General features: G+C 60.7%; 23 protein-coding genes. 9 read left to right on the plus strand and 14 right to left on the minus strand.

Going from position 1 to position 21,970, the window contains the following annotated elements; all coding sequences use genetic code 11:
- Positions 1-92: 92 nt before the first annotated feature.
- From PMI09_RS17990 to PMI09_RS18020, 7 genes are all read right to left on the minus strand, one after another.
- Positions 93-890, minus strand: a complete 798-nt coding sequence (locus tag PMI09_RS17990; RefSeq protein WP_007797327.1) for an ABC transporter ATP-binding protein — start codon at positions 888-890, stop codon at positions 93-95.
- Positions 891-901: 11 nt separating this feature from the next.
- A complete protein-coding gene (gene ntrB, locus PMI09_RS17995) occupies positions 902-1,795 on the minus strand; it encodes a nitrate ABC transporter permease (RefSeq protein WP_007797329.1) in 894 nt (297 codons plus the stop codon).
- Positions 1,796-1,853: 58 nt separating this feature from the next.
- Positions 1,854-3,167 (minus strand): CmpA/NrtA family ABC transporter substrate-binding protein, encoded by a 1,314-nt coding sequence (locus PMI09_RS18000; protein ID WP_007797332.1) that lies wholly within the window; start codon positions 3,165-3,167, stop codon positions 1,854-1,856.
- A 534-nt stretch (positions 3,168-3,701) separates the two neighbouring features.
- A complete protein-coding gene (locus PMI09_RS18005; protein ID WP_193385406.1) occupies positions 3,702-4,937 on the minus strand; it encodes an alpha/beta hydrolase in 1,236 nt (411 codons plus the stop codon).
- Positions 4,938-5,061: 124 nt separating this feature from the next.
- Positions 5,062-5,274 carry a hypothetical protein gene (locus PMI09_RS18010; RefSeq protein WP_007797336.1) on the minus strand — a complete coding sequence of 71 codons (213 nt, stop codon included), beginning with the start codon at positions 5,272-5,274 and terminating at the stop codon, positions 5,062-5,064.
- On the minus strand, positions 5,271-6,011 hold the full coding sequence (locus PMI09_RS18015) for a DUF2092 domain-containing protein (RefSeq protein ID WP_443216189.1): 741 nt from the start codon (positions 6,009-6,011) through the stop codon (positions 5,271-5,273). The genes PMI09_RS18010 and PMI09_RS18015 overlap by 4 nt, the downstream gene beginning before the upstream one ends.
- A 192-nt stretch (positions 6,012-6,203) precedes the next feature.
- Positions 6,204-8,006, minus strand: coding sequence for a hypothetical protein (locus tag PMI09_RS18020; RefSeq protein WP_007797345.1), 1,803 nt, complete (start codon positions 8,004-8,006; stop codon positions 6,204-6,206).
- Between the two features lie 343 nt (positions 8,007-8,349).
- On the opposite strand from PMI09_RS18020, the gene PMI09_RS18025 reads away from it, so the two are divergent.
- From PMI09_RS18025 to PMI09_RS18065, 9 genes are all read left to right on the plus strand, one after another.
- Positions 8,350-9,975 carry a DUF1254 domain-containing protein gene (locus PMI09_RS18025; RefSeq protein WP_007797348.1) on the plus strand — a complete coding sequence of 542 codons (1,626 nt, stop codon included), beginning with the start codon at positions 8,350-8,352 and terminating at the stop codon, positions 9,973-9,975.
- Positions 9,976-10,022: 47 nt separating this feature from the next.
- Positions 10,023-12,230, plus strand: a complete 2,208-nt coding sequence (locus PMI09_RS18030) for a DUF3604 domain-containing protein (protein ID WP_007797351.1) — start codon at positions 10,023-10,025, stop codon at positions 12,228-12,230.
- Between the two features lie 14 nt (positions 12,231-12,244).
- Positions 12,245-13,207, plus strand: a complete 963-nt coding sequence (locus tag PMI09_RS18035; RefSeq protein ID WP_007797354.1) for a peptidyl-prolyl cis-trans isomerase — start codon at positions 12,245-12,247, stop codon at positions 13,205-13,207.
- 12 nt (positions 13,208-13,219) lie between these two features.
- A complete protein-coding gene (locus PMI09_RS18040) occupies positions 13,220-14,233 on the plus strand; it encodes a HupE/UreJ family protein (protein ID WP_007797358.1) in 1,014 nt (337 codons plus the stop codon).
- 116 nt (positions 14,234-14,349) lie between these two features.
- Positions 14,350-14,619: a hypothetical protein gene (locus PMI09_RS18045; RefSeq protein ID WP_007797360.1), complete on the plus strand. Its 270-nt coding sequence runs from the start codon at positions 14,350-14,352 to the stop codon at positions 14,617-14,619.
- A 60-nt stretch (positions 14,620-14,679) separates the two neighbouring features.
- Positions 14,680-15,108 carry a cysteine rich repeat-containing protein gene (locus PMI09_RS18050; RefSeq protein WP_007797363.1) on the plus strand — a complete coding sequence of 143 codons (429 nt, stop codon included), beginning with the start codon at positions 14,680-14,682 and terminating at the stop codon, positions 15,106-15,108.
- Between the two features lie 27 nt (positions 15,109-15,135).
- Positions 15,136-15,705 carry an OmpA family protein gene (locus tag PMI09_RS18055; protein ID WP_007797365.1) on the plus strand — a complete coding sequence of 190 codons (570 nt, stop codon included), beginning with the start codon at positions 15,136-15,138 and terminating at the stop codon, positions 15,703-15,705.
- Between the two features lie 31 nt (positions 15,706-15,736).
- Positions 15,737-16,429, plus strand: a complete 693-nt coding sequence (locus tag PMI09_RS18060; protein WP_007797369.1) for a hypothetical protein — start codon at positions 15,737-15,739, stop codon at positions 16,427-16,429.
- 96 nt (positions 16,430-16,525) lie between these two features.
- The gene (locus tag PMI09_RS18065; protein WP_007797373.1) at positions 16,526-17,035 is read left to right on the plus strand and encodes an ion channel; all 510 of its coding nucleotides are present in this window, start codon (positions 16,526-16,528) and stop codon (positions 17,033-17,035) included.
- 282 nt (positions 17,036-17,317) lie between these two features.
- On the opposite strand, the gene PMI09_RS18070 is transcribed toward PMI09_RS18065, so the two are convergent.
- The 7 genes from PMI09_RS18070 to PMI09_RS18100 form a co-directional block, all read right to left on the minus strand.
- Positions 17,318-18,310 (minus strand): dihydroxyacetone kinase subunit DhaK, encoded by a 993-nt coding sequence (locus PMI09_RS18070; protein WP_007797381.1) that lies wholly within the window; start codon positions 18,308-18,310, stop codon positions 17,318-17,320.
- A gap of 59 nt (positions 18,311-18,369) precedes the next feature.
- Positions 18,370-18,780 carry a hypothetical protein gene (locus PMI09_RS18075; RefSeq protein WP_007797384.1) on the minus strand — a complete coding sequence of 137 codons (411 nt, stop codon included), beginning with the start codon at positions 18,778-18,780 and terminating at the stop codon, positions 18,370-18,372.
- Between the two features lies 1 nt (position 18,781).
- Positions 18,782-20,362, minus strand: a complete 1,581-nt coding sequence (locus PMI09_RS18080; protein ID WP_007797386.1) for a putative PEP-binding protein — start codon at positions 20,360-20,362, stop codon at positions 18,782-18,784.
- Positions 20,346-20,690, minus strand: a complete 345-nt coding sequence (locus PMI09_RS18085) for an HPr family phosphocarrier protein (protein ID WP_007797389.1) — start codon at positions 20,688-20,690, stop codon at positions 20,346-20,348. The genes PMI09_RS18080 and PMI09_RS18085 overlap by 17 nt, the downstream gene beginning before the upstream one ends.
- Positions 20,690-21,088, minus strand: coding sequence for a dihydroxyacetone kinase phosphoryl donor subunit DhaM (dhaM, locus tag PMI09_RS18090; protein ID WP_007797392.1), 399 nt, complete (start codon positions 21,086-21,088; stop codon positions 20,690-20,692). The genes PMI09_RS18085 and dhaM overlap by 1 nt, the downstream gene beginning before the upstream one ends.
- Complete coding sequence (gene dhaL / locus PMI09_RS18095) at positions 21,085-21,699, minus strand: dihydroxyacetone kinase subunit DhaL (protein ID WP_007797395.1); 615 nt, start codon at positions 21,697-21,699, stop codon at positions 21,085-21,087. Before dhaL ends, dhaM begins: the two co-directional genes overlap by 4 nt.
- A 26-nt stretch (positions 21,700-21,725) precedes the next feature.
- Positions 21,726-21,970 (minus strand): DAK2 domain-containing protein (locus PMI09_RS18100; RefSeq protein WP_007797398.1); only part of this gene is annotated, 245 nt, incomplete at its 5' end.

Here is a 21,970-nt window from a genome sequence, read left to right on the forward strand (position 1 = left end):
CCACGAAGCGATGCCGCTGAAGGAGGTCATCACCGAATGCCTGCTGGCCGGCGCTCGGAATGTCCGGGCGCAGCCAATTCGTTTCGCGCTATCTACTCTGCAGCTTCGATGAAACGGTGGCGTTCGTAGAGGAACTTCAGCACGGCTTCGCGGCATTTGAGGTATGTCCGGTCGGAGGCGAGTTCGATGCGATTGCGGGGACGGAATATGGTCACATCGAGCACTTCGCCGATGCGGGCCGCCGGGCCATTGGTCATCATCACGATGCGATCGGAAAGGAGCACTGCTTCATCGACATCATGGGTAATCATCACCATCGTGTTGCCAAGCCGGGCGTGGATTTCCATCACCGCGTCCTGAAGATGGGCGCGGGTTAGCGCATCGAGCGCGCCGAAGGGCTCGTCGAGCAGCAGGATCTTCGGCTCCATTGAAAGCGCGCGGGCAATCCCGACGCGCTGTTTCATACCCCCGGAAATTTCCGAAGGCCGCTTGTCCTTGGCATGCGCCATCTGCACAAGGTCGAGATTGGCCATGACCCAGTCATGCCGCTCGGCCTTGCTCTTTGTTTTGTTGAAGAGTTTGGAGACGGCGAGGTTCACGTTCTCGTAGACCGTCAGCCACGGCAGGAGCGAGTGGTTCTGGAAGACGACCGCGCGTTCCGGGCCGGGTTCGTTGACCTCGCGGTTTTCAAGAAGCACGGCGCCCGCTGAAACCGGGGTCAGGCCGGCAATGAGGTTGAGCAGAGTGGACTTGCCACAGCCCGAATGGCCGATGATCGAGACGAATTCGCCCTCGGAAATCGTCAGGTTGATGTCCTTCAGGACCTCGGCGCGCACGCCGCCCCGATCGAAATGTTTGTCGATATGGTCGAGCTTCAGATATGCGTTCATCAGTGCGTTCCTCAGTTGGCCATGGCGCCGCGGGTGATAAGTTTGCCGAGCGCGGCCACCAGCTTGTCGAGGGCGAAGCCGACGACGCCGATATAGGCGAGCGCGACGATGATGTCTGGAAGGCGCGACGAGTTCCACGCGTCCCAGATGAAGAAGCCGATACCGACGCCGCCAGTCAGCATTTCGGCCGCGACGATGGCGAGCCAGGAGAGACCGACGCCGATCCTGAGGCCGGTGAAGATGTAGGGGGCTGCCGAAGGCAGCATGATCTTGAAGAAAAATTCGAACTGGTTGAGGCGCAGCACTTCGGCGACGTTGCGGTAGTCCTGCGGGATGTTGCGTACACCGACGGCGGTGTTGATAATCACCGGCCAGATCGAGGTGATGAAGATAACGAAGATTGCCGAAGGGTTGGAATCCTGGAAGGCTGCGAGCGACAGTGGCAACCAGGCAAGCGGCGGAACCGTACGCAGCACCTGGAAGATCGGATCGAGGCCACGCATCGCCCAGATCGACTGGCCGATGATCGCACCGATGATGACGCCGGCGACCGCCGCAAGCCCAAAGCCGTAAACCACGCGTTGCAGCGAAACGAGCACGCGCCAGCCGAGCCCGATATCTTGGGAGCCGTAGTTGAAGAACGGATAGGCGATCAGGTCATAGCTATCCTGCCAGACCTGATGCGGCGAGGGCAAAGACGCATCCGTCGATGAACAGAGCACCTGCCAGACGAGAAGGATGAGTGTCAGCACGACGGCCGGCGGAACGACATTGCGAAGTGCGGCCAATCCCGCACGACGAACGTCGATCCGCGATCCATGCTTGCCGGAAAATGGCAGAACCTTTGCCGCCGGCTTGGCAGAGGCGGTCGTGGAGGGATTTTCTTTATTTGCCAGGGCGGACATCAACGCGCTCCTCACGTGAATGAAAGGCCGGCGCGCCGTCGCGCGCCGGAGGTGGGTGTCAGGAGGCAGCCTTGATCGAAAGGCTGTCGAGATAGGCAAAGGGATTTTCAGGATCGAAGACCTTGCCGTCGAAGAAGGTCTCCTTGCCGCGGGATGACGATGCGGGAATGTCGGCTGCAGCGACGCCGAGATCCTTGGCGGCCTCGCGCCAGATGTCTTCGCGGTTCACCTGGTTGACCAGCGCCTTGATGTCGGTATTCGCAGGCAGATTTCCCCAGCGGATGTTTTCCGTCATGAACCAGGTATCGTGGCTCTTGAAGGGGTAGGAGGCGCCGTCTTTCCAGAACTTCATATAAAGGTCAGTGGCCTTGACCTCACGGCCGTTGCCATAATTGATGTCGCCCTTGAGGCGGCCGAGCACATCCTTCGTCGGGACGTTGAACCATTGGCGCTTGCCGAGGATATCTGCCATCTCCGCCTTGTTGTCCATGCTCTCGCACCACTGCTGAGCCTCCATGACAGCCATCAGCAGGGCCTTGGCAGCATTGGGATTCTTTTCGATCCAGTCGGCCCGGAGCCCGAGCGCCTTTTCGGGATGACCCTTCCAGAGCTCGCCGGTGGTGGCTGCGGTGAAGCCGATGCCCTGGTTGACGAGCTGCTCATTCCACGGTTCGCCCACACAGAAGACGTCCATGTTGCCGACCTTCATGTTGGCAACCATCTGCGGCGGCGGCACGACGATGGTCGAAACGTCCTTGTTCGGATCGATGCCACCGGCGGCGAGCCAGTAACGGATCCAAAGGTCGTGGGTGCCGCCCGGGAAGGTCATGGCGGCCTTGACTTCCTTGCCTTCCGCCTTCTTTTTCTCGAAGGCGGCCTTCAGTTTGGAGGCATCGAGCTGCACGCCGGTTTCGGCATATTCCTTGGCGACGGAAATGCCCTGGCTGTCGAGATTGAGCCGGGCCAGAATCGCCATCGGTACCGGCTTATTGTTCTGCGTCACCTTGCCGGTATGCATGAGATATGGGAGCGGCGAAAGGATGTGAGCGCCATCGATGCCATTTGCTGCGCCGCCCAGCACCAGATTGTCGCGCGTCGCACCCCAGGATGCCTGCTTTGCGACATCCGTTTCCGGAAGGCCATGCTTGTCGAAAAAGCCCTTTTCCTTGGCGATGATCAGCGGAGCGGAATCCGTAAGAGCGATAAAGCCCAGCTTGAGACCTTTCACTTCAGGGCCTGCCCCGGCTGCGAAGGCGCCGGACGGGAAGGCAGTCTTGACGGCGCCGATGAGGGCAGCCGTTGCAGTCATCTTGAGCATGCTGCGGCGGGTCATGCTGGTTGTCGAAATCCCAGTCGTCGAAATCTTTGTCATGCGCAGGTTCCCTCTGCTGGCTGAACTTTGGACACAAAAAAACGCCGCCGGAAATTGCGTTCGCGGGATCGGATGATCCCGGACCTCAAAAACCTTGCGACGTCGGTGTCGTTTGCAGGCGCTTATGCCGCGCCTGTCTGCGCCGGTCGCCGTTGACCGGAGCGTCTTGGAACCTGCAATCAGCGTGCCAGTTCTAAGACGAACGGGTAACAGCATGAAACAAGAGGAGAAATCGGATAATTCCGCTGATGAGCATTTTTTATGCATATTTACATTATGCGAACATTTTGTGCAATTGCTTGCTGTGACCGCCGTCGTAAGAGCGTTTATTTGTGCAGTGCACACGATAGTAAGGCAGTTATGATGCAGGCTGTGAAATGGACGCTGGGGGCCGCTTGTTTGAAATACTGTAGCCATACGACGAGCGGCTCTACCGCCAACGCCACAAGGCCAAACCTCGTCGCCGAACTCAAAGACCGACGGCGCATCGGCTCCATTGCCGAACCGCGCCATGGGTAGCTTCTGTCCGCGAAATCAACGTTTGCAGCTCGGCGTCGGTCTGGTCTGATCGCAGTCGTTGGCCGCAGCCGGCTGTGCGCTGCTCGAGCCTGCCAGGGTTCCGACATGGGTGGCGTAGTTGTCGCGAGTGTCCTGGTCGACCACAGCAACGGGCGCGGCGAGAACCAGGCCGGCAACGTTCCCAGCGGCCGTCGCAGCCCCACTGGTCGCCACCAAAATCTGGTCGCCAAGTCCGACGTGACTGTCAGTCAACGTCTGCCCGTCGGAGATACGCTGGCCAATGAGCTGCACGATCTCAGGCGACTCCGCGAATTTGCCGTGGTTCATGCTGTCGCCGGATTTGATCTTGGTGAGGTCGATCACCATGATCTTGTTGTCCTCGAGCTCCTTCTTATACGGGGCCTGCTCCGGATCGATGGCACCAAGCCGGGAGACGTCGCCCCAGACCCGGCGCGAGAAAGCCAGTGCCTTGTCATCACGTGAGACAAACAGCGTGAACTGCGGGTGCTGCTTGCCCATATCCGCGATCTGCTGGCGGAAGACATCGACGTCAACGTCAGGGGCCGCGAGCATGACGTTCTTGAACTTCTCCGGTAGGCGGCCGTTGCGAATGGCCATCTGGCGCAAGGATTCCAGCGCCAGCCAGTTGCCCATCGAATGCGCGAGGATCGAGACTTCCTTGACCTCGGGATCCTTTGCCAGATACTGGAAAAGCGTCTCCAGGGCGTTGCGCGTATAGTTGGTGCTTTCGCGGTCATAGCCGTAGGCAAGCAGGCTGCCGCGCGAGGGCCATGTCACCAGGACGGGGGCGCTATGGACGCCGGAGTCATGGACGATCTGCGCGAAGCGGTAGACGGCATCCTCGAACCTGTTGTTGAAACCGTGGATGAAGACAAGGACGCTGCCGTCGGGCGCCTTTCTGACGCTCGCGCTCAGCCATTTCTTGGCTTCGTCGATGTTGAGATCGTCGGCCTTCACGGTCGCGAAATCCGTCGCCGGATTGGACGGCAGTTTCTTTGGCCAGGCGACCTGTCCTTTCTTGCGAACTTTACTGGGCGGAATGGAGATCGTCATGTCGGCGAAGGCCGGGGCCAGCGCACGTTCTCCGTTGAACATCTCGCCTGGAACGGTCGACCGGGTGCGGGTCGTCGCGATCAGCATGTCGACCTTCGGCGACTGCGGAGACGTGTCGGCCACGGGTGTCAGCACATCCTTCGGATGTCCTCCGCATCCGGGTAGTGCCACGATCATTGAACATACAAGAAACCAACGAAGCCAACTCTTGTGGGCCGATGCCGACGCTACGCTACTTTGACTGCCCACAGATCGCCCTCATCAAAAAAATGCTGACCGACAGCCCCTCGACCGCCTCGTCCTAGCAGTAGTAGACGCCGACCGCGCAGCGCCGGACCGTGCGCCGTGCCACTCCGGCGACGCTGACCGGCGTCAGCGGCCGGCCGATCCGGGCTTCGGCCGGGGTTACGATGCCGTCTGGCACAGGAATTGAAAATTTCTCGGCGACCTCAAGCCCGGAAATTCCAACGGCCGCGGCAATCAGGAGAACTCTCACGCGTCTGAACAGGGTCATTGCTTCGCTCCTTTTGCGAGGTGATCGGGAAGCTCGTCGGTGTCCTTGAGCTTCGACAGATCGACCTTCTTGGCGTCCGTGGTGTTTTTGAACGTGTAGTCTGCCGCCACGACGTCGGTGCCCGTCTTCCAGTCGCTGATCTGGATGCTGTATTGCGGCCCCTGATCGACCTGCGTCGCGGTGATCACATACCTGCAGGGGTAGGGATGTTCGCCCTGCGCGATCCAAATCTGCCAGTCGACCTCCTTGGCGCGGAAGGCGAGGTGGTCGCACTCGGTGCCGCCGATGACACCGCTGCCGAGATCCTTCACGTCCGTCACGCCGTCCATCAACGTGCCGTAGACGTCGGGCAACAGGAGGTCGGCACCGGGGACAGGCCGATGCAGCTTGTCTCGCATCTCGTCGACCAACTGAGCGATCGTTCCGGGCACCTCGGCCTGCGCATAGAGATTGGCGTCCTTGCCGAAAACGGTCGCCGTCTTGCCGTCAAAGACCATCTCGACGTTGGCGAAACCGCCGTGCCGGGTGATGCGGAGCTTGTCCGGTCGGCCCATTTCCACCTTGCCGGAACTTGCCAGCAGGATCTTTTGATGCTCGGGGGTGACGACTTCCAAGTTGGTGTCGTAGGCGAAGGAGATGGCCTTCTGGGAGGCGAGATAGTCGGACATCGCCTTCACCAGCTTCTTGGCGTCGGCTTCGTCGGCACGGGTTGCCGACAAGGATCCGGAAACGATCATGGCGAGCGCCCCGGCCGCGAATGCGGCCGCCAACCGATGCTGAAATCTACCTGATGGTCTGGTCATCGACGCATGCCCTCCCGAGCGGATCGTTGCAATCCGGCCAACTCTACAGTCGGACGACGGAAAACGCCCGTAACATCTGGTAGCATCTGTGCCGTTACGGCCCCCAGACACGGGCCCGCGCGCCAGTCAACGTGGCACAAGCACGGACGAACTGTGAACCGGCAGCAGCATCGATTCCCGTACTTCGTCCGATGCCGGCAGGCCCGCCTTCCTTAGATCGGCGATCAGTCTCGCGCGGTCGCCTGGCTGGACGTTTCTGGCCTTCAGTTCGGCCACGACATTGGGTACGAAATCCGGTCTCATCTCGTTGAAGCGCGTTGCCTCGCGGCGCGCTTCGTCCATCATCCCGGCATTGACATAGATCACCGCGGCGACCGCATGGAAGAGAGGAAACTTCTGGAGATCCGCCTGCTTGATTTCGATGACCGAGGTCTTGTCGTCGTTCAGCATGTAGGCGGCGAGCGCGCGCGTGCCATGGTAGTAGCCGCCGCCGCCGGGGTTAAGGGCAAGTGCGCGGTCGAGCAGCGCCGCGCCACGCTCCCATTCGCCACTCATCGCGACGCGGGTACCAAATTCTCCGAGCAGTTCCGTGTCGTTCGGATTGGTCGCCAACGCCTGTTCGCCCACATGCAGTGCTTCGGCAACCTCCTGCTTGAAGAACAATGCGGTCATCAGCGCCTGATGTGCACGGGTATTGCCCGCATCCAGTTGTACGGCACGACGGGCGGCCTGCAAGCTACGATCGATCGCCGGCGTCGCGTTGGTACTCGGATTGAACCGGAACCGGTCCTCGTCAAGATAGATGATGGAGAGCATCGCCCATGCGGTGGCAAAGGACGGGTACCGGGCGACGGCGCTCTCAAGGCAGTCCCGCACTCGACGATGCTGGACGGCGCTCAATTCCGCACGGTATCCATAGAAGCTCAGCGTGCAGCCATAGACACCGAGATCCTCAGGGGGCGGATTGGTTGCGTCCGACTGGGCCATGATGCCGTAGGGCTGGGCCACTGCTGTCGCCACCTTGTTGGCTACGTCCGACTGGATACTGAACAGATCGCCACTTTTGATGTCGTCGTCGTAGGTCTGCGACCAGAGGATTTCGCTCGTGTCGGTGTCAAGCAGGCGCGCGGTCACACGAACGCGGTCGTCCGAAACGCGAACGCCGCCCACAAGAAGGAAGCGGGCACCGAGCTCGTCCCGGACTTGAGACGCCTCGACTTCCGATGGCAGGGAGGTGGACGTTTCGCGGCCAAAGACCCTGATTTCCTTGAAGCGAGGAAGCGCTGTCAGAAGCTCCTCCGTCAAGCCGGCGGTGTAGAGCGCCGCCTTCGGGCCATCCCCGAGGTTGGCGAACGGCGCGACGACGAGCGTCGGACCTTCCGACTGGGCCTTCAGAGACTTCGGCAAACCTGGCAGCAGATAAGCAGACAGCACGAGTGCGGTCACCACGACGCAGAGCATCAGCGCGGCTCCCACGCCTATCGGCATCAGCTTCCGCCATTGCGCGCGCGGCCGGGACAAGCCTGGATCGTCGGGGTTCGGTGAAGCATCGTTCCACACGAAGGACGGAACGTATCCGCCCTTGGGCATGTCTATTCGAATCGGATCATTCTGTCCGGCCACCAGGTAGTAACGCTCCAGCGCCCGCCGCAGGCGTCCAGCCTCGATGCGAACGACGGGATCGTCCTGCTTGAAGCCTTCCGAGCGCTTGAACACTTCCACGGCGATCGAATAGCCCTTGATCCGATCTCCACGCCCGGAAAGCACCTCGTCCGTCACATAGGTAAGGAATGCGGCGCTGCGGCCAACGCGGGGGAATTCCGCACTGTTGACGACGCGCGCTAGCTGGTCGCGAATATCGTCCAGGGTGGGAGGAGGGCGCGGCGATGATGGCGCAGCGATGCGCCCATCTGGCAATTCATTCTGCACGACTTTCTCCTCACCCGCTCTTGAGGGACGCCTGTACCAGAAATTATATGAAGCATTTCGAATGCAACCTACTGCAGAAATCGATCGTCGTCCACGCAGATACTGCACACGACGCAAGCTGTTTTTGCGCCGTGGGTTAATATCGTGGGGCCGGGCCCAAAGAAGACGTCGACAAGATCATGCAGCAAGCGCCGAGCCACCCGAAAACTACCCCGTATGTTACTGTTACATACTTGCGCTTTTGCGATGCCCGGTCAGGATCCCGAGTTAAGAGTTGCTCGGTGTCTCATGCCGTCAGGGCAGAGCTCCGCTGAATGATAGGTCTACCGCTCGAGGGAACATCATGACGGCGCAAAAAAGAACGGTCTCGCTACTAGCAGTTGCCTTGGCCACGTCGGCTTTGGGCACCTTGGCGTTCGCCCAGAACGCGTTCGAAGTCCCGAAAGCGATAACGACCCCCGACAAGGTCGAGACGCGGATCGGCACGCTAGACTTCAAGGACGGCGCTCCTACTCCGGAGACCGCCCAGAAGATCTATGACACGCTCGACTTCACGCGCGGCCTCGACGCCTTCCTCAATAGCTATGGCGGCGCATCCGCGATCGCGCTCGAACGCGGGTTCCAAAGCATCGGCGCGAAGGACAACGACGTCGTCATCTTTCCCGAACTGATGGATTCCAAGTCGCTGTTCCTCACGGCCAATGCAGACACGGTCTACTACCTCGCCGTCATCGATCTTTCCAAGGGGCCGGTTGTCATCGAACAGCCGCCGAAGGGGCTAGGCACCATCAACGACATGTGGTTCCAGTGGATCATCGATATCGGCTTTCCCGGCCCGGATCGCGGCGAAGGCGGAAGATATCTGCTGATCCCGCCGGGCTACGATGGTCCGCTCCCGGACAGCGGTTTCCATGTGGCGCACTCCAGGACATTGCGTGCGCTGTACGCTGCCCGCGCCTTCTTGACGGAAAATGATCCGAAGCCGACCGTCGACCTGATCAAGAAGACATTGAAGATCTACCCCTACACGCCCGGCGGCTTCGGAACGAGCATAGCGACGGCCCTCGAAGGCAAGGTCAGGCTCGAAGCCAATCCACCGGTTCCCGAAACAAATTTCATCGACGCCAGCGGCAAGGCCTTCAACACGATCCCGCCAAACGACTTCTCATTTTTCGAGATGATCAATGACAACATCCAGGCGGAGCCAGCCGACTCCTACAATCCCGAGCTGGCCGGACAACTGGCGGCGATCGGGATCGCCAAGGGCAAGGAGTTCAAGCCGAACGAGAGGATGAAGAAGATTCTCGTGGACGCCGCGGCGGTCGGAAACGCCTCCGGGCGCGTGCTCAACTGGCGGCCGAAGGATTCCCTCGGATGGACCTACTATCCGGACTCGTCCTGGGCCAACATGCTGTGGGAGGGTGGCGCGAACTTCGAGACGCCGCCGCCGATGCTCACCAAGGACGGTTTGTTCGATCCGCTTCCGCCGACTGGCGCGCGCACGCTCGACTCCAAGACGGCCTTCTACTACGGCTACACCCTGGACTCCCCCGGTATGATCATGCGACTGCCGCGCGTCGGTTCGCAGTACCTCATGGGCTTCCTGGACGGTGAGAAGAAGGCCCTCGACGGCGGCAAGACCTACAAGTTAACGCTGCCCAAGGGCATACCGGAGGCGGCCTTCTGGTCGTTCACGGTCTACGACAACCAGACCCGCTCCATGCTCGACACGCCCCAGCGATATCCTCGTGCGGGCAGCCAAACCTATCCGTCTCCCGCGGCGGAAGCAGCCGCGGATGGCTCCACCACGATCTATTTCGGCCCCGATCAGCCGAAAGGCGTCAAGCGAGGCAACTGGGTACAGACGGTTCCCGGCAAGGGATGGTTTACGATCTTGCGGCTCTACAGCCCGCTTGAGCCCTTCTTCACGAAGGAATGGCGTCCAACCGAAATCGAACTTGTCCGCTGAACTTCCAATAACGACGGCAAATTCATCCCACATGAAGGGTCGAAGCAATGCGCAGTTCGAACCTACCAATTCTCTTGCTATCCTCCACGGTTTTGACGGTCAGCGTCGGAGCGGCCTCGGCACAGGAGCGACATGCGTACTTCGGACAGACCCACCAGCACACGAGCTGGTCGCTTGATGCCTACATCATCGGAAACACCGTGACGGGACCGGAAGAGGCCTACCAGTACTCGATGGGGCAGACCATCAAGCATCCGGCCGGCTTCGATGTGAAGATCAAGACGCCGCTCGATTTTCAAGGGGTGACCGATCACTCGGAATATGTCGGTGTCGTCCGTCTTGCCAATGATCCCACGTCGCCGATCAGCAAGCTGCCGATCGCCGCGAAGCTGAAGGTGACCAAAGACAACAGCGCGATGAAAATCTTCCAGTTCCTGGCCGGAAGCATTGCCAAACACCAGCCAGTCACCGAACTCCTTGATCCGGCATTGGCAGGCACGGTGTGGAAGGAGAACACCGCCATCGCCGAGAAGTACAACAAGCCGGGAACGTTCACCACCTTCTGTTCGTACGAGTGGACGTCGATGCCCAATAACCAGAACATGCATCGAAACGTCTTCTTCAAAGACTGCGCAAAGCTTCCGGAAGCCCCGTTCTCCGCAATCCAATCCGACCATCCCGAAGACCTCTGGACGTGGATGGACGGTCAGCGAAAGGCCGGGAACGAGGTACTGGCCATCTCGCATAATGCCAACCTTTCGAACGGCATCATGTTTCCGACCGATGTCGACAGCAAGGGCAACCCGCTCGATGCCGCCTGGGCTCAGCAGCGCATGACCAACGAGCCGCTCACGGAACTCAAGCAGGTGAAAGGGGCTTCCGAGACCCATCCGAACCTGTCGCCGAACGACGAGTTCGCCAACTTCGAGATCATGAACTTCCTGATCGGGCTCGATAACAGCACTTCCAGGCTGCGCGGCAGCTACGCCCGAGAAGCATACGAGAACGGTTTGGCGATGCAGGCGACCCGGGGCTACAACCCCTACAAGTTCGGGGTAGTCGGCGCCGGGGACTCTCACAACACCGTCACCGCTTATTCGCAATCGAACTTTTTCGGCGATCATGGCCTCGTCGACGCGACGCCCGCCTCACGACTGGCGGGCAAAGTCGAATCCGGCATGAACATCCTCGAGACCGGAACCTCGGGCCTCACCGTCGTCTGGGCGGAACAGAACTCCCGCGATGCAATCTTCAATGCGATGCTGCGCAAGGAGGTCTACGCCACGAGTGGCGTGCGGATCCAGGCACGGATGTTCGGCGGCTGGGACTACGACAAGGGTGTCCTGGCGAACGCGGACTGGGCCAAGAGCGCCTATGCCGGCGGTGTGCCGATGGGAGGCGATCTTCCTGCGGCCGACGACAAGGTTCCATCCTTTATCGTCTCGGCGGTGAAGGACCCTGACGACGGTAATCTCGATCGGATCCAGATCGTCAAGGGCTGGACAAAGCAGGGTCAGATCTTCGAAAAGATCTTCGACGTCGCCTGGGCAGGAAACCGGCAGCCCGATCCGGTCACCGGCAAGCTGCCGCCGATCGGGAGCACCGTCGATATCACCAAGGCGACCTACACCAACGACATCGGCGCGGTGGAACTGAAGGCGGTCTGGACTGACCCCGAGTTCGACCCGAGCCTGCACGCGTTCTACTACTCGCGCGTCCTGCAGATACCGACACCGCGCTGGAGCACATACGACGCCGCCAAGCTCGGCATCCTTCCACCCAGCAGCGTGGCCGCCACGGTGCAGGAACGCGCATGGACGTCGCCGATCTGGTACACGCCGACGCCTGCGGCCGTCGCCAAGGCCGAGCGCGGCCTGACCGTCGAGGATCTGACCAAGGCAGGAGCCGTCGCGCTCACCAACGATCAACTGAAGGAACTCGTCGTCGGCAAGACGTTCAAAGTCCGCAACAGGGTCACGAACCAGAATTTCGATGTCCTGTTCGGCGAGCATGGACAGCGCGTCATAACCGAGCTGAACGGTGGCCCGCCCAAAGCGGACGATGTCCTGCAGATCATGCATCCGAGCACGTCAGGATCGACCGCCGACTATGAAATCAAGAACGGCCACATAATCACGACGATCGATGGAAGCCCGTTCGAGCTGACGGTCTATACATCGAGCGACAAGTACGTGGCCGCGCGAAGCAACGAGTTCGGCTACGCCAACTACGAAGTCCAGGCCGTCATCCGGTAAAGGAGGCTGTCGCTATGAAACTGTTTCCCATCGCACCTGACGCCTTTGACGTGCGTGCCGGGGGGGCGACGAAGAGCAGGTGGCGGAGAGCTCTCGGCGAACCGCTGCTTCATTTCCTCGTGGTCGGCGGATTCCTGTTCGGCGCATACCAACTGCTGACGCCTCCGCAGGGGGAGGGCGAGGCGAATACCAACCAGATCGTTTTGACGAAGGACGACGTTCGGCAACTGGCCATCAGCTGGCTGGCGCAGGGAAGATCGTTGCCGACGGCGGAACAGGTACGCGGTCTCGTCGATCAGAAGGTGACTGAGGAAATTCTCTTCCGGGAAGCAGTGGCCCTCGGACTTGACCGAGACGACGAGGTGGTCAAGCGCAGGCTGGCGCAGAAGATGGACTTTCTCGCCTCCGATGTAGCCTCGATGCAAGAACCGACGGATGCTGACCTGAAGGCATGGTTCGACAAGAATTCCGAGACCTTCGCGTTACCCGCGCATGCAACTTTCAGGCATCTCTACTTCTCCACGGACAAGCACGGGAAGGGAACGGAGGAGGCCGCAGCGGCTGCTCTGGCTCTCGTCGAAGGCAAGTCGCCGGACTCGAGCGAAGTTGCCGCAATCGGCGATCCCTTCATGTTCCAGACCCACTATGGCGACGCGACGCCCGACCAGATGGCGAAGGAATTCGGACCGGAGTTCTCCAAGGCGCTGTTTCAGCTCACGCCAGGCAAGTGGGTCGGCCCCGTCAAATCGGGATATGGATGGCATCTCGTCTGGATCGGCTCCATCGAGCCGGGGCGCATTCCGAGCTACGCAGAGGTGATGCCCAACGTGAAGGCCGGTTGGGTTCAGGACCAATATCAAGAGATAAAGCGTACCTCTCTGGAGGAAATGCGGTCCCGTTACTCGGTTATCGTTCCCCCAATCGAGGCCGCCGACTTTCAAGACCTACAGGTTCCCCGGATACAACCTCGGGCTTGAGGTGTCCGCGCAATGAGCATCCTACGGATATTGCCCAAGTTGTTCGTCGGCATCTTTGCGGTCTTCCTTGGGCTTGCCGGGGCGGTCACCGCCCACGAGATACGGCCCGCCTATCTTCAGATCGATGAGATGGCCGCAAACCGCTTCAAGGTCGTCTGGCGTACACCCATGCTGTCGGGCATGCGCCTTCCTGTCGCCCTGCGGCTTCCAGACAGCGTTCGCAACCTGACGACGCCAACCGAACGCGATCTTCCCGATTCGCTCGTTGAGACGCGCGTCATTGAGACGGCGGATGGAAGCCTTGCGGGCGAGCGTGTGGAGTTCGTCGGTCTGCAGGCGACGATCACCGATGTGCTGGTCCGCGTTCACATGCTGGATGGAGCGGTCACGACGACGATGATCCATCCTTCGCAGCCGTGGGTCGACGTCGCTTCCCGGCCGGGACGCCTCGACGTGGCGAAGACGTTCATCATGCACGGGATCGACCATATCCTGTTCGGTTACGACCACCTGCTCTTTGTCCTTGCGCTGATGTTCATCGCGCGAAGCTGGCGGGCGTTGCTGTTGACGGTGACGGCGTTCACCGCGGCGCATTCCATCACGCTGACGCTGGCGACCCTCGGGTTCGTTCACGTTCCCGGACCGCCCGTCGAAGCGGCGATCGCCTTCAGCATCCTGCTGCTCGCCTGCGAGATCATTCGTATCCAGAAGGGCCAGACAAGCCTGACGGCGCAACGACCCTGGATGGTGGCCTTCGCCTTTGGGCTGCTGCATGGGCTGGGCTTTGCAGGAGCGCTTTCGGAGTTGGCCCTTCCGGCCGGAGACATTCCGCTCGCCCTGCTGTTTTTCAATGTGGGCGTCGAGATTGGGCAGTTGATGTTCATCGCCGCGGTGATCGGACTGATCGCGCTGGTAAGGCTGGCGAGATATCCGGCGTGGCTTGGCCGCCATGCCTTCACCACGGCGACCTACGCGATCGGAGCAATGTCGGCATTCTGGTTCGTCGAGCGCGTGGCTGCGTTTTGAGTCCGCTCCAAGCACTTTGCGAGCGTTTGTTACCTTCAGTGACCGCCCAATAGGAGAGATTTGCATCAGCATGAGATCGCCTGTTGTGAGGCGACATACGCGAACGGACAAACCGGATGGGGAACGGTGTTGAATTCGTGAAGTGCTCATTCAAGGAGCACGCCAAAGTTATCGAGGAACTCGCCGCCCGCGACGAGGGGTTTTGCGACATGTGCGACGACTTTTTGACTGCCCATGACGAGAAACTGCAGTGGGAGCGATCGTCCGCTCCGGAGTGTGACGAGCGCATCGGCGAGTACGAGGAGCTCATCGAGGGTCTCCGGATCGAGATCGAACAGGCCGTCAATAGTGCCGCCGTCTCCCCGCTCAAACCGCCACGGCGATAAAGCCGACCCCGCATACGACGGAAATGACCACTTCAGATCAATCGCTCCAGGATAGGAACAATGATGAGAGACAGAGTTGGTATCTTCGCAGGGGTGGCGCTCGCTGCCTTCCTCTCAATGACGGCCGTTAGCAAGGCAGATACGATCAGCTACGCCGATGCGGTGACGACGCTCGCCAAGGAGTGCGGCGCCGACATCAAGAAGTTCTGCAATGGCGAGAACCTCGGCAACGGCCGCATCCAGGCCTGTCTCGAGAAGAACGCATCGAAGGTTTCCCCAACGTGTACCTCGACGCTCGCGAGCGTCATGTCGTCGATCGCCCAGCGCCAGGAGGCGCAGGCGTCGGTGTTCAAGGTCTGCCAGCATGACATCTCCCAGTACTGCAACGGCGTGAAGGGCGACGGGAACATTCTGTCCTGCCTCATCGAGACGAAGCGCGTCGACAACAGGGAATGCAACCAAGCAATAACCGACGCCGGATGGCGGTGAACCATGACCGGAAAGAGGGAAAACAACATGATCGCTCACGGCCTTCGCATTTCAATGGCACTCGGCCTGCTTCTGGCTCCGAGCATCGCTTCCGCCCAGCAGCTCGACAACAGTCAGATCATGAGCACGCTTGGACAGGTGAAGTCTGCAGCACCTGCCGTCGATGTCGCTCTGCTGGTGGAAGAAGCGAACGCCAACGTCGGCAAAGGCGTTGCAGCGCTGCCCAACTGGAACAAGCTGTCGGAGCTCTCGCAGTTGATCGTCGAGATCGATTTCGAAAACAACTCGACCGCCATCGAGCCGAAATCCTACCGCACCGTCGGGCTGATTGCGGATGCACTGCATCATCCGGATCTGTTCCGCTACAAGTTCCTCATTGTCGGGCATTCCAGTGCGACAGGAACGGCCAAGCACAATCTCGATCTCAGCCAGAAGCGCGCCGACGCAATCAACGAAGCGCTGTCGACCACCTTCGCAGTTTCGCCAGATCGCTTGTTCTCGGTCGGTGCCGGCGAGGAATGGCCGATCGATCCGGGCCACCCGGAGGCGGCAGACAACCGACGTGTTCAACTGATCAATCTGGGACTGTTGAAATAACGCCACTCAGTGGAAAAACGGGAGGAAGCAGATGCTCAAAATCTCCGATATGTTCATGATCGCAATCGCAGCAGGCCTTCTATCGTCAACGCCGGTTCTCGCGCAGGACGCCATCTCGGCACCTGCGCAGAAGGCCATCGGCGCGACCAAGTCAAAAATGGTGCCGTCGCTGGCCGTCCTCAATTCCGCAGGCGCAAAGCTTGAGAACGGCAAGCTGACGATGAGCGGCATCTCGGCCGTGTCTATCGTGTTTGCCGACCGCCCTGTGCGCTCTGCAGGTCATGTCTTAACTTCCGAGTTCATCAAGCAGTGGGATGAAGGCCCGGACAGTTTCGCCAAGGATCCGCCCAATGCGACGATTTCGGTCCTGAGCGGCAAGGGCGATACCGTCGCCGATGCCGTCGTCGTCCTGAAGACACCGAAGCTCGAAGGCGGAAACCTGACCTTTGAGGTCGCCGTCCTAGAAGGCGATCTCGCGGGCGCCGATGGTCCTGCATCGCTGTTCATCGACTGGTTTGCGGCCCGCGGTCCTTACGGGGGCGTTGCCGTCGGAGGCGCTGGTTTCCGTGCTCCGGTCTGGCGTGGCGGATGGTACGCACATCCTGGCGCATATTACGGAGCCGGCGTTGTCGCAGGAGCGGCAATCGGTGCCGCGGTCGCTGAGGATCGTCGCTACTACCCGCCTCCGGCATGCGGATATTACCCCTATCCTCCCTGCTACTAGCGCCAGGGTGCAGCAACATGCCCGCGCTGGTGTCGGCCCGGTGGGAGGCTTTCAAAACACCTCCCACCGCAGGTGACAAGACTGAGGACCTCGCGATTGGACCATCTAACGAACCCGAACCCAGTTCTGGAAATTCTCGTCGGCACCGTGTTTCTGATCGTGGTCATCTTCGTGCATGGCGTGGGTATCCGGAGCATCGGCCTTCAGTTCAGCAAGTCTTGGGCACACGTCACCAGCGCCACGCCGCATTGGCGGCTGAACGTGATGCTGGCAGTGACGATCGCTGCGCTGGCGATCCTGCATTTCGCAGAAACACTGATCTGGGCGGTACCACTCTATGTCAGGGAGATCATCCCCTCGATGCGCGACAGCTACTACTACGTCTTGGAGAGCTACACGACGCTCGGAGAGGGCAACGTCAGCCTGCCGGATCGATGGCGGCTCCTAGGGCCGATCATCGGCATGTCGGGGCTGTTCACTTTCGGCTGGACCGGAAGTGTTCTGGTCAGCATCATGACCGACTTCGGAAAGTTCGACCGACTGCAGGCGAGACGAGAACGCGTGGAGGAGGACAAGGGGGAGCCAGAAGGCCGACCTCCGCGTTAATGCTGCTACTCGAAAAATGCGGAACTATGCAGATCCTATGAGGAGCGCCGATAGCGATCAGCGCTGTGGCAAAGTGAGGTCGCTTAACCACAAACACGAAATGCTGGCTGCCGCAGACAGCCTCGAGCTCAAGCTACTGCAGCGCGAACATCCATCCTCGCAGCTTGATCTCTCTATGGTCTCAAAAGCCAGGCACGTTCATCGCTTTCGGGTCGTGACACCTGGAAGGTGGAACTGATCCGCGGTCTGAGATTGCACGGAGGCGCTTGGCTGTGCCGATACCTAGCAGCCCCAGCGCAACGCAGCCGTTGCAATGGGCGAATCCCATAGAGAAAACTCCTCGTCCGTAAGGAAAGCAAGCGTGATGGAAAGGCCCTGCATGTCGAGCGAGGTGGCATAGGTGCCAACCAGCGAGCGTTCGATCCGCACGCCGTGCTCCTCCATGATGCGCAGCGCGGAGTTGTAGGCAAGATAGAGTTCGGCGGGTGGCGTGCCGCCAAGCCCGTTGACGAGGAGCAATGCTTTGTCGGTGCTTTGGCTGATGTCGTAAAAGATCGCCTCACTCAGATGGTTGATGATGGTGTCGGCGTCAGAGAAGAGCTCTCTTGAATGGCCAGGCTCCCCGTGAATGCCGACGCCCATTTCTATCTCGTTCGGCCCAAGCGTGAACGTCGTGCGCTGCGTGTGTGGCACCGCGACACCGGTCAGTGCGACGCCCATAGACCGGATGCGTGAGGAGAGGCTGTCGCCGATGGCCTTCAGTTCGGCGAGGGACTGGCCCTGCTCGGCCGCGCCTCCCAGAAGCCTTTCCGTGATAAGCGTGCCGGCTACGCCGCGTCGACCGCGACCGTCGCCGGCCCTCGTCGTTTCGATGTCGTCGCTGGCAAGTACCATTTCAATTTTATGCCGGCCCGCCACCATCTCCGCCGCCATTTCGAAGTTCATGACGTCGCCATCATAGTTCTTGACGAGCAGCAGGCATCCGGCGCCGGTGTCTGCTTCCTCTATCGCGCTGACGATCTGGCCGGGCGTCGGAGATGTGAAGATATGCCCGACGCAAGCGGCATCAAGCATGCCGCGACCGACGAAGCCGATGTGCATCGGCTCGTGACCGGCGCCGCCGCCGGAGATGATCGCGACCTTGCCGGGAACCAGGTGGCGGCGGCGTATGCATTTGCGGTCGGCGCCGAACACAACGAACTCCTCATGGGCGCGCACAAAGCCTTCGACGCTTTCGGCGACCATGGTCTCGGCTGTGTTCATGAACTTCTTCATCAAGCCCCTCCCAAGGCGATGATCGTGTCAGACTTGTCGTACGTGCCACAAGGGTTTGCTCAATCCGGCGGCCCGGAAATTGCGGCAATCTTCTGCACCAGATCGGCGATTGCTTCCTCCAGCAGCCGGTTGCGCCGCTCGTCGCCGAAATCAGGCACCATCAGCGAAAGGTGCCTCAGTTTTTCTAAGGCGCCAAGCTCCGGCAGTTTGCCGGGATGTGCGGCCTGGTAGGCGTCCAGAAAGCGCTCCTGTTCGGCGGCGCTGAAATGGCACACCCGGAAGATCGTCGCGAGATGCCGGGCAGGAAGAGGCGTCGCATAGGTCGGGCTTGTTATCTGCGTGACAAAGCTGCGATGCTTGCCGAGTTCCGTGGCCAGGCGCTGACGTGTTCCAGAAGGTCTGTTGTCGATGATCTGCGCCAGAATGGACTTGTAGGCGATAATGGCGTCTTCGGTGTCTTCGCGCGCCATCTTATTCTCCGGCTGCCTTTGTCCCATCGGCGTTCAGACCGACGATTGCCGATCTTATCGCGGGAAGTCGAGCTGGCGCCACGGAAAAATGCCTGATGCCCGCGGCAAGCAGATCCGCGGTCCGGGAGGGGTCTGCGGCCATATCGCCGCAGATGCTAAGTGGCTTGCCGCCGGCAAGCTTCACAGCCTGGGTCAGCAGGCGCAGCAAGGCCGGCACTGCCTGGGCTTGGTACAGGGCGAAGTCGGCGTCCTCGCGTGGCGAAGCGACGAGATATTGCGCGAGGTCGTTCGTACCGAACGAGAAGAAGTCCGCGCTTTCGAACGCATCCAGCATGAGCGCTGCGGCCGGGACCTCTACCATCATTCCGATCGGGGGAATGCGATTGAGCATGCCGCGGCGGGCAAGCTCGCTGGATTCTTCGCGATAGATCTGCCTGATGTCTTCGACATCGGATGGGACAGTCACCATCGGCAGCATGATGCGGAGATTGCCGAAGACGGCTGCGCGCAAGAGTGCGCGGGCTTGAACACGCGCAATCTCCGGCCGGGCAAGGAGAAGGCGGATGCCGCGCAGTGAGGACATCTCGGTGAGGCCGGAGAGCGGCTTGTCGCCGCCTATATCCAGCATGCGAATGGTTACCGACCGGCCGTCTGCCCAATCCAGGAGGCGACGGTAGATCGCGAATTGCTTTTCTTCGTTTGCAGCATCGCCGAGCGACATCACCGCGAATTCCGAGCGCATCAACCCGATGCCGGCGGTTGTCGCAGCCGGGATCGCATCGACGTCATCGGGCGCGTTGACGTTGATGGACAACAGTACCTGCGAACCGTCGGCCGTGCGCAGATCGCCGTTGTCGACTGTCGACACGGTGCTTGTCACGGGATGGTCGAATTGGGCCGGCGTTGCCATCTCCTTGGCTGTCTGAAGGATGACGAGGCCTGAATCGCCATCAACCCCTATGTGTTGTCCGGCCTCTGTCGCAAAACGGCCGGCGCCTATGACCATCGGGACAGACCGGGATCTGGCAAGCAGGGCGACATGGCCGACCGCGCTGCCGGCATAAAGAGCGATACCGCCACCTGCCGACCAGTCATGTGCGAGGAAGCGACTGGGCTCCATGTCTTTTCCGACATAGATGGATCCGGCCGGAAAGTCGTCGACGGGCGTTCCAGTGAGGACCGATAGGACGCGATTCTTGATGTCGAGAATGTCGACGGCACGCGCCCGCAATTGGTCTTCGGCTGAGCACTCCAGTTCGCGGATGTATCCGTCGAGTGTCCCGACCCAGGCGAACGCCACGTTTTCGCCCTGATCGATGCGCGCGTCGGCCATCTCCGCTAACGTCGGATCTTGCAGCACTTCGATCTGAAACTCGATGATATCGCGGCTCTCGGGGTCTGTCCCGGTCGCAAGGTCCTGTAGTTCGCGGATGGCCGTCTTGATCGCGTCGGCGAGCTCGGCATGGTCAGAAACGCTTGATGGCAGTGACGCGGCAGCGGCGAGCGGCTCCGCGATATAGGCCGGCCCGGATGCGACGCCCGGAGACGCGCCTGTTGCTTTCAATCTAAGCGGTGCGGCCATGCTTCTTTTCCTCATCGAAGTTGCGCTCGATGAGGTCCTTCAATGCCCGGATTGCCTCTTCTGCGAGGATACCGTCGGCGCGGATTTTCAGTATCGATCCCTTGCGGATCCTGGCGCCCATGATCTTGATGATGCTCTTGCCATTCAGCCAGACGTCGCTGCCATTGACCGCAACTTCGATCGAGCAGGGGAACGACTTTGCCAGCCGCGTGAATGTCACAGAAGGCCGGGCGTGTAATCCCACGCCGTGCTTCACTTCGACCTCCGTCTGGCAACTGGCGTGCACCTGTTCGGCCTCCCGGTTTCCTATGCGCAATCCGCCGCTCATCAGGGGGACAGCTCCTCTGCCGTCGCTACGACCTTGGCCAGCGATGCTCCGCCGGAGGCCTCCGCAGCGGCGATGACCGCGCCTTCCACCACTGGCGCATTGCAAATCAAGACGAGCTTGGCGCGCGGCAACCCCAGCATTTCGATGGCCATCTCGCTGTTGGTTTCGGCTCCGCCAAGATCGACGAAGACCGCGACACCTGCCTCTGACCAGGCCTCCTCGATGGCCTTCAGGATACCGCGGGCATCCGTGCCGAGTTCGCCTTGACTGTTGCCGCCCGACCAGGCGAGCGGCACGCTGTCGCCGACCATCTGCCGGACCATGTCGGCCGTGCCCCGCGCGACCAGCGGCGAGTGGGAGACGATCACGATCCCGACGTTTGGGGTCTTCACACTCATGCCGGGCGGTACTCCTCAAGGTAGCGGCAAATAGCGGTTGTCAGCAGAGCGCAGCTCGAGGCGCCCGGATCGACGTGGCCAATCGAACGCTCTCCGAGGTAGGATGCGCGGCCACGCATGGCCTTCATGGCGGCGGTAAGTGCGGCGGAAAGTTCTGCCTGCCGGACGATATCCGTCAGTGGCGAACGGTGCGCAAGCGCATCCTGGACCGGATACAGCACGTCGAGGAGGGTCTTGTCTCCTGCGTGCGAACGCCCGCGGCGGGCAACGGCATCGATGGCCTGCTTCAAGGCCACCGAAAAATCCTGTCCCTGATCCGATTTGCGTAGCTCGCGCCCCATCTCCATCAGCAACGTTCCGTAGAGTGGACCGGCCGCGCCGCCTATGTTCATCACCAGTGTCAGACCGATTTTCTCCAGCGCGTCGGGCAAGGGGAGGCACGCGACCGTGGCCTCTTCGGCGCTAACCGCTTCGCAGCCGCGCCGCATGTTGGTTCCGTGATCGCCGTCACCGATTGCGCGATCCAGGGCGCAGAGATGATCGCTGTTTGCCGCAATCGTCGCACGGCAAGCTTCAATCAATCCCGCAAGGAGAACTGGTTCTGCCTGCATCTGTTGCCTCCCAGCACCGCGCCAGCTCATGCCAGCGCTGCGACCACTTCGAATACGTTTGCCACAGCGACAGCTCCCGGATCCGGCACGCCCTCCAGATCCCTCTCGCCGACGTAAGAGGCGCGGCCCGCCTTTGCCTTTCGCATTGCCTTTGTCGACTCGGCACCGGCTGCCGCAACCTTTGCTGCTCCGGCGACATTACCTGATGTTAAAACAGCAAGCGCCGGAGCCAGTGCGTCGACCATCGTGCGGTCGCCGACACTGGCTCCGC

This window comes from Rhizobium sp. CF122, from assembly GCF_000282035.1.
Classification (GTDB): domain Bacteria; phylum Pseudomonadota; class Alphaproteobacteria; order Rhizobiales; family Rhizobiaceae; genus Rhizobium.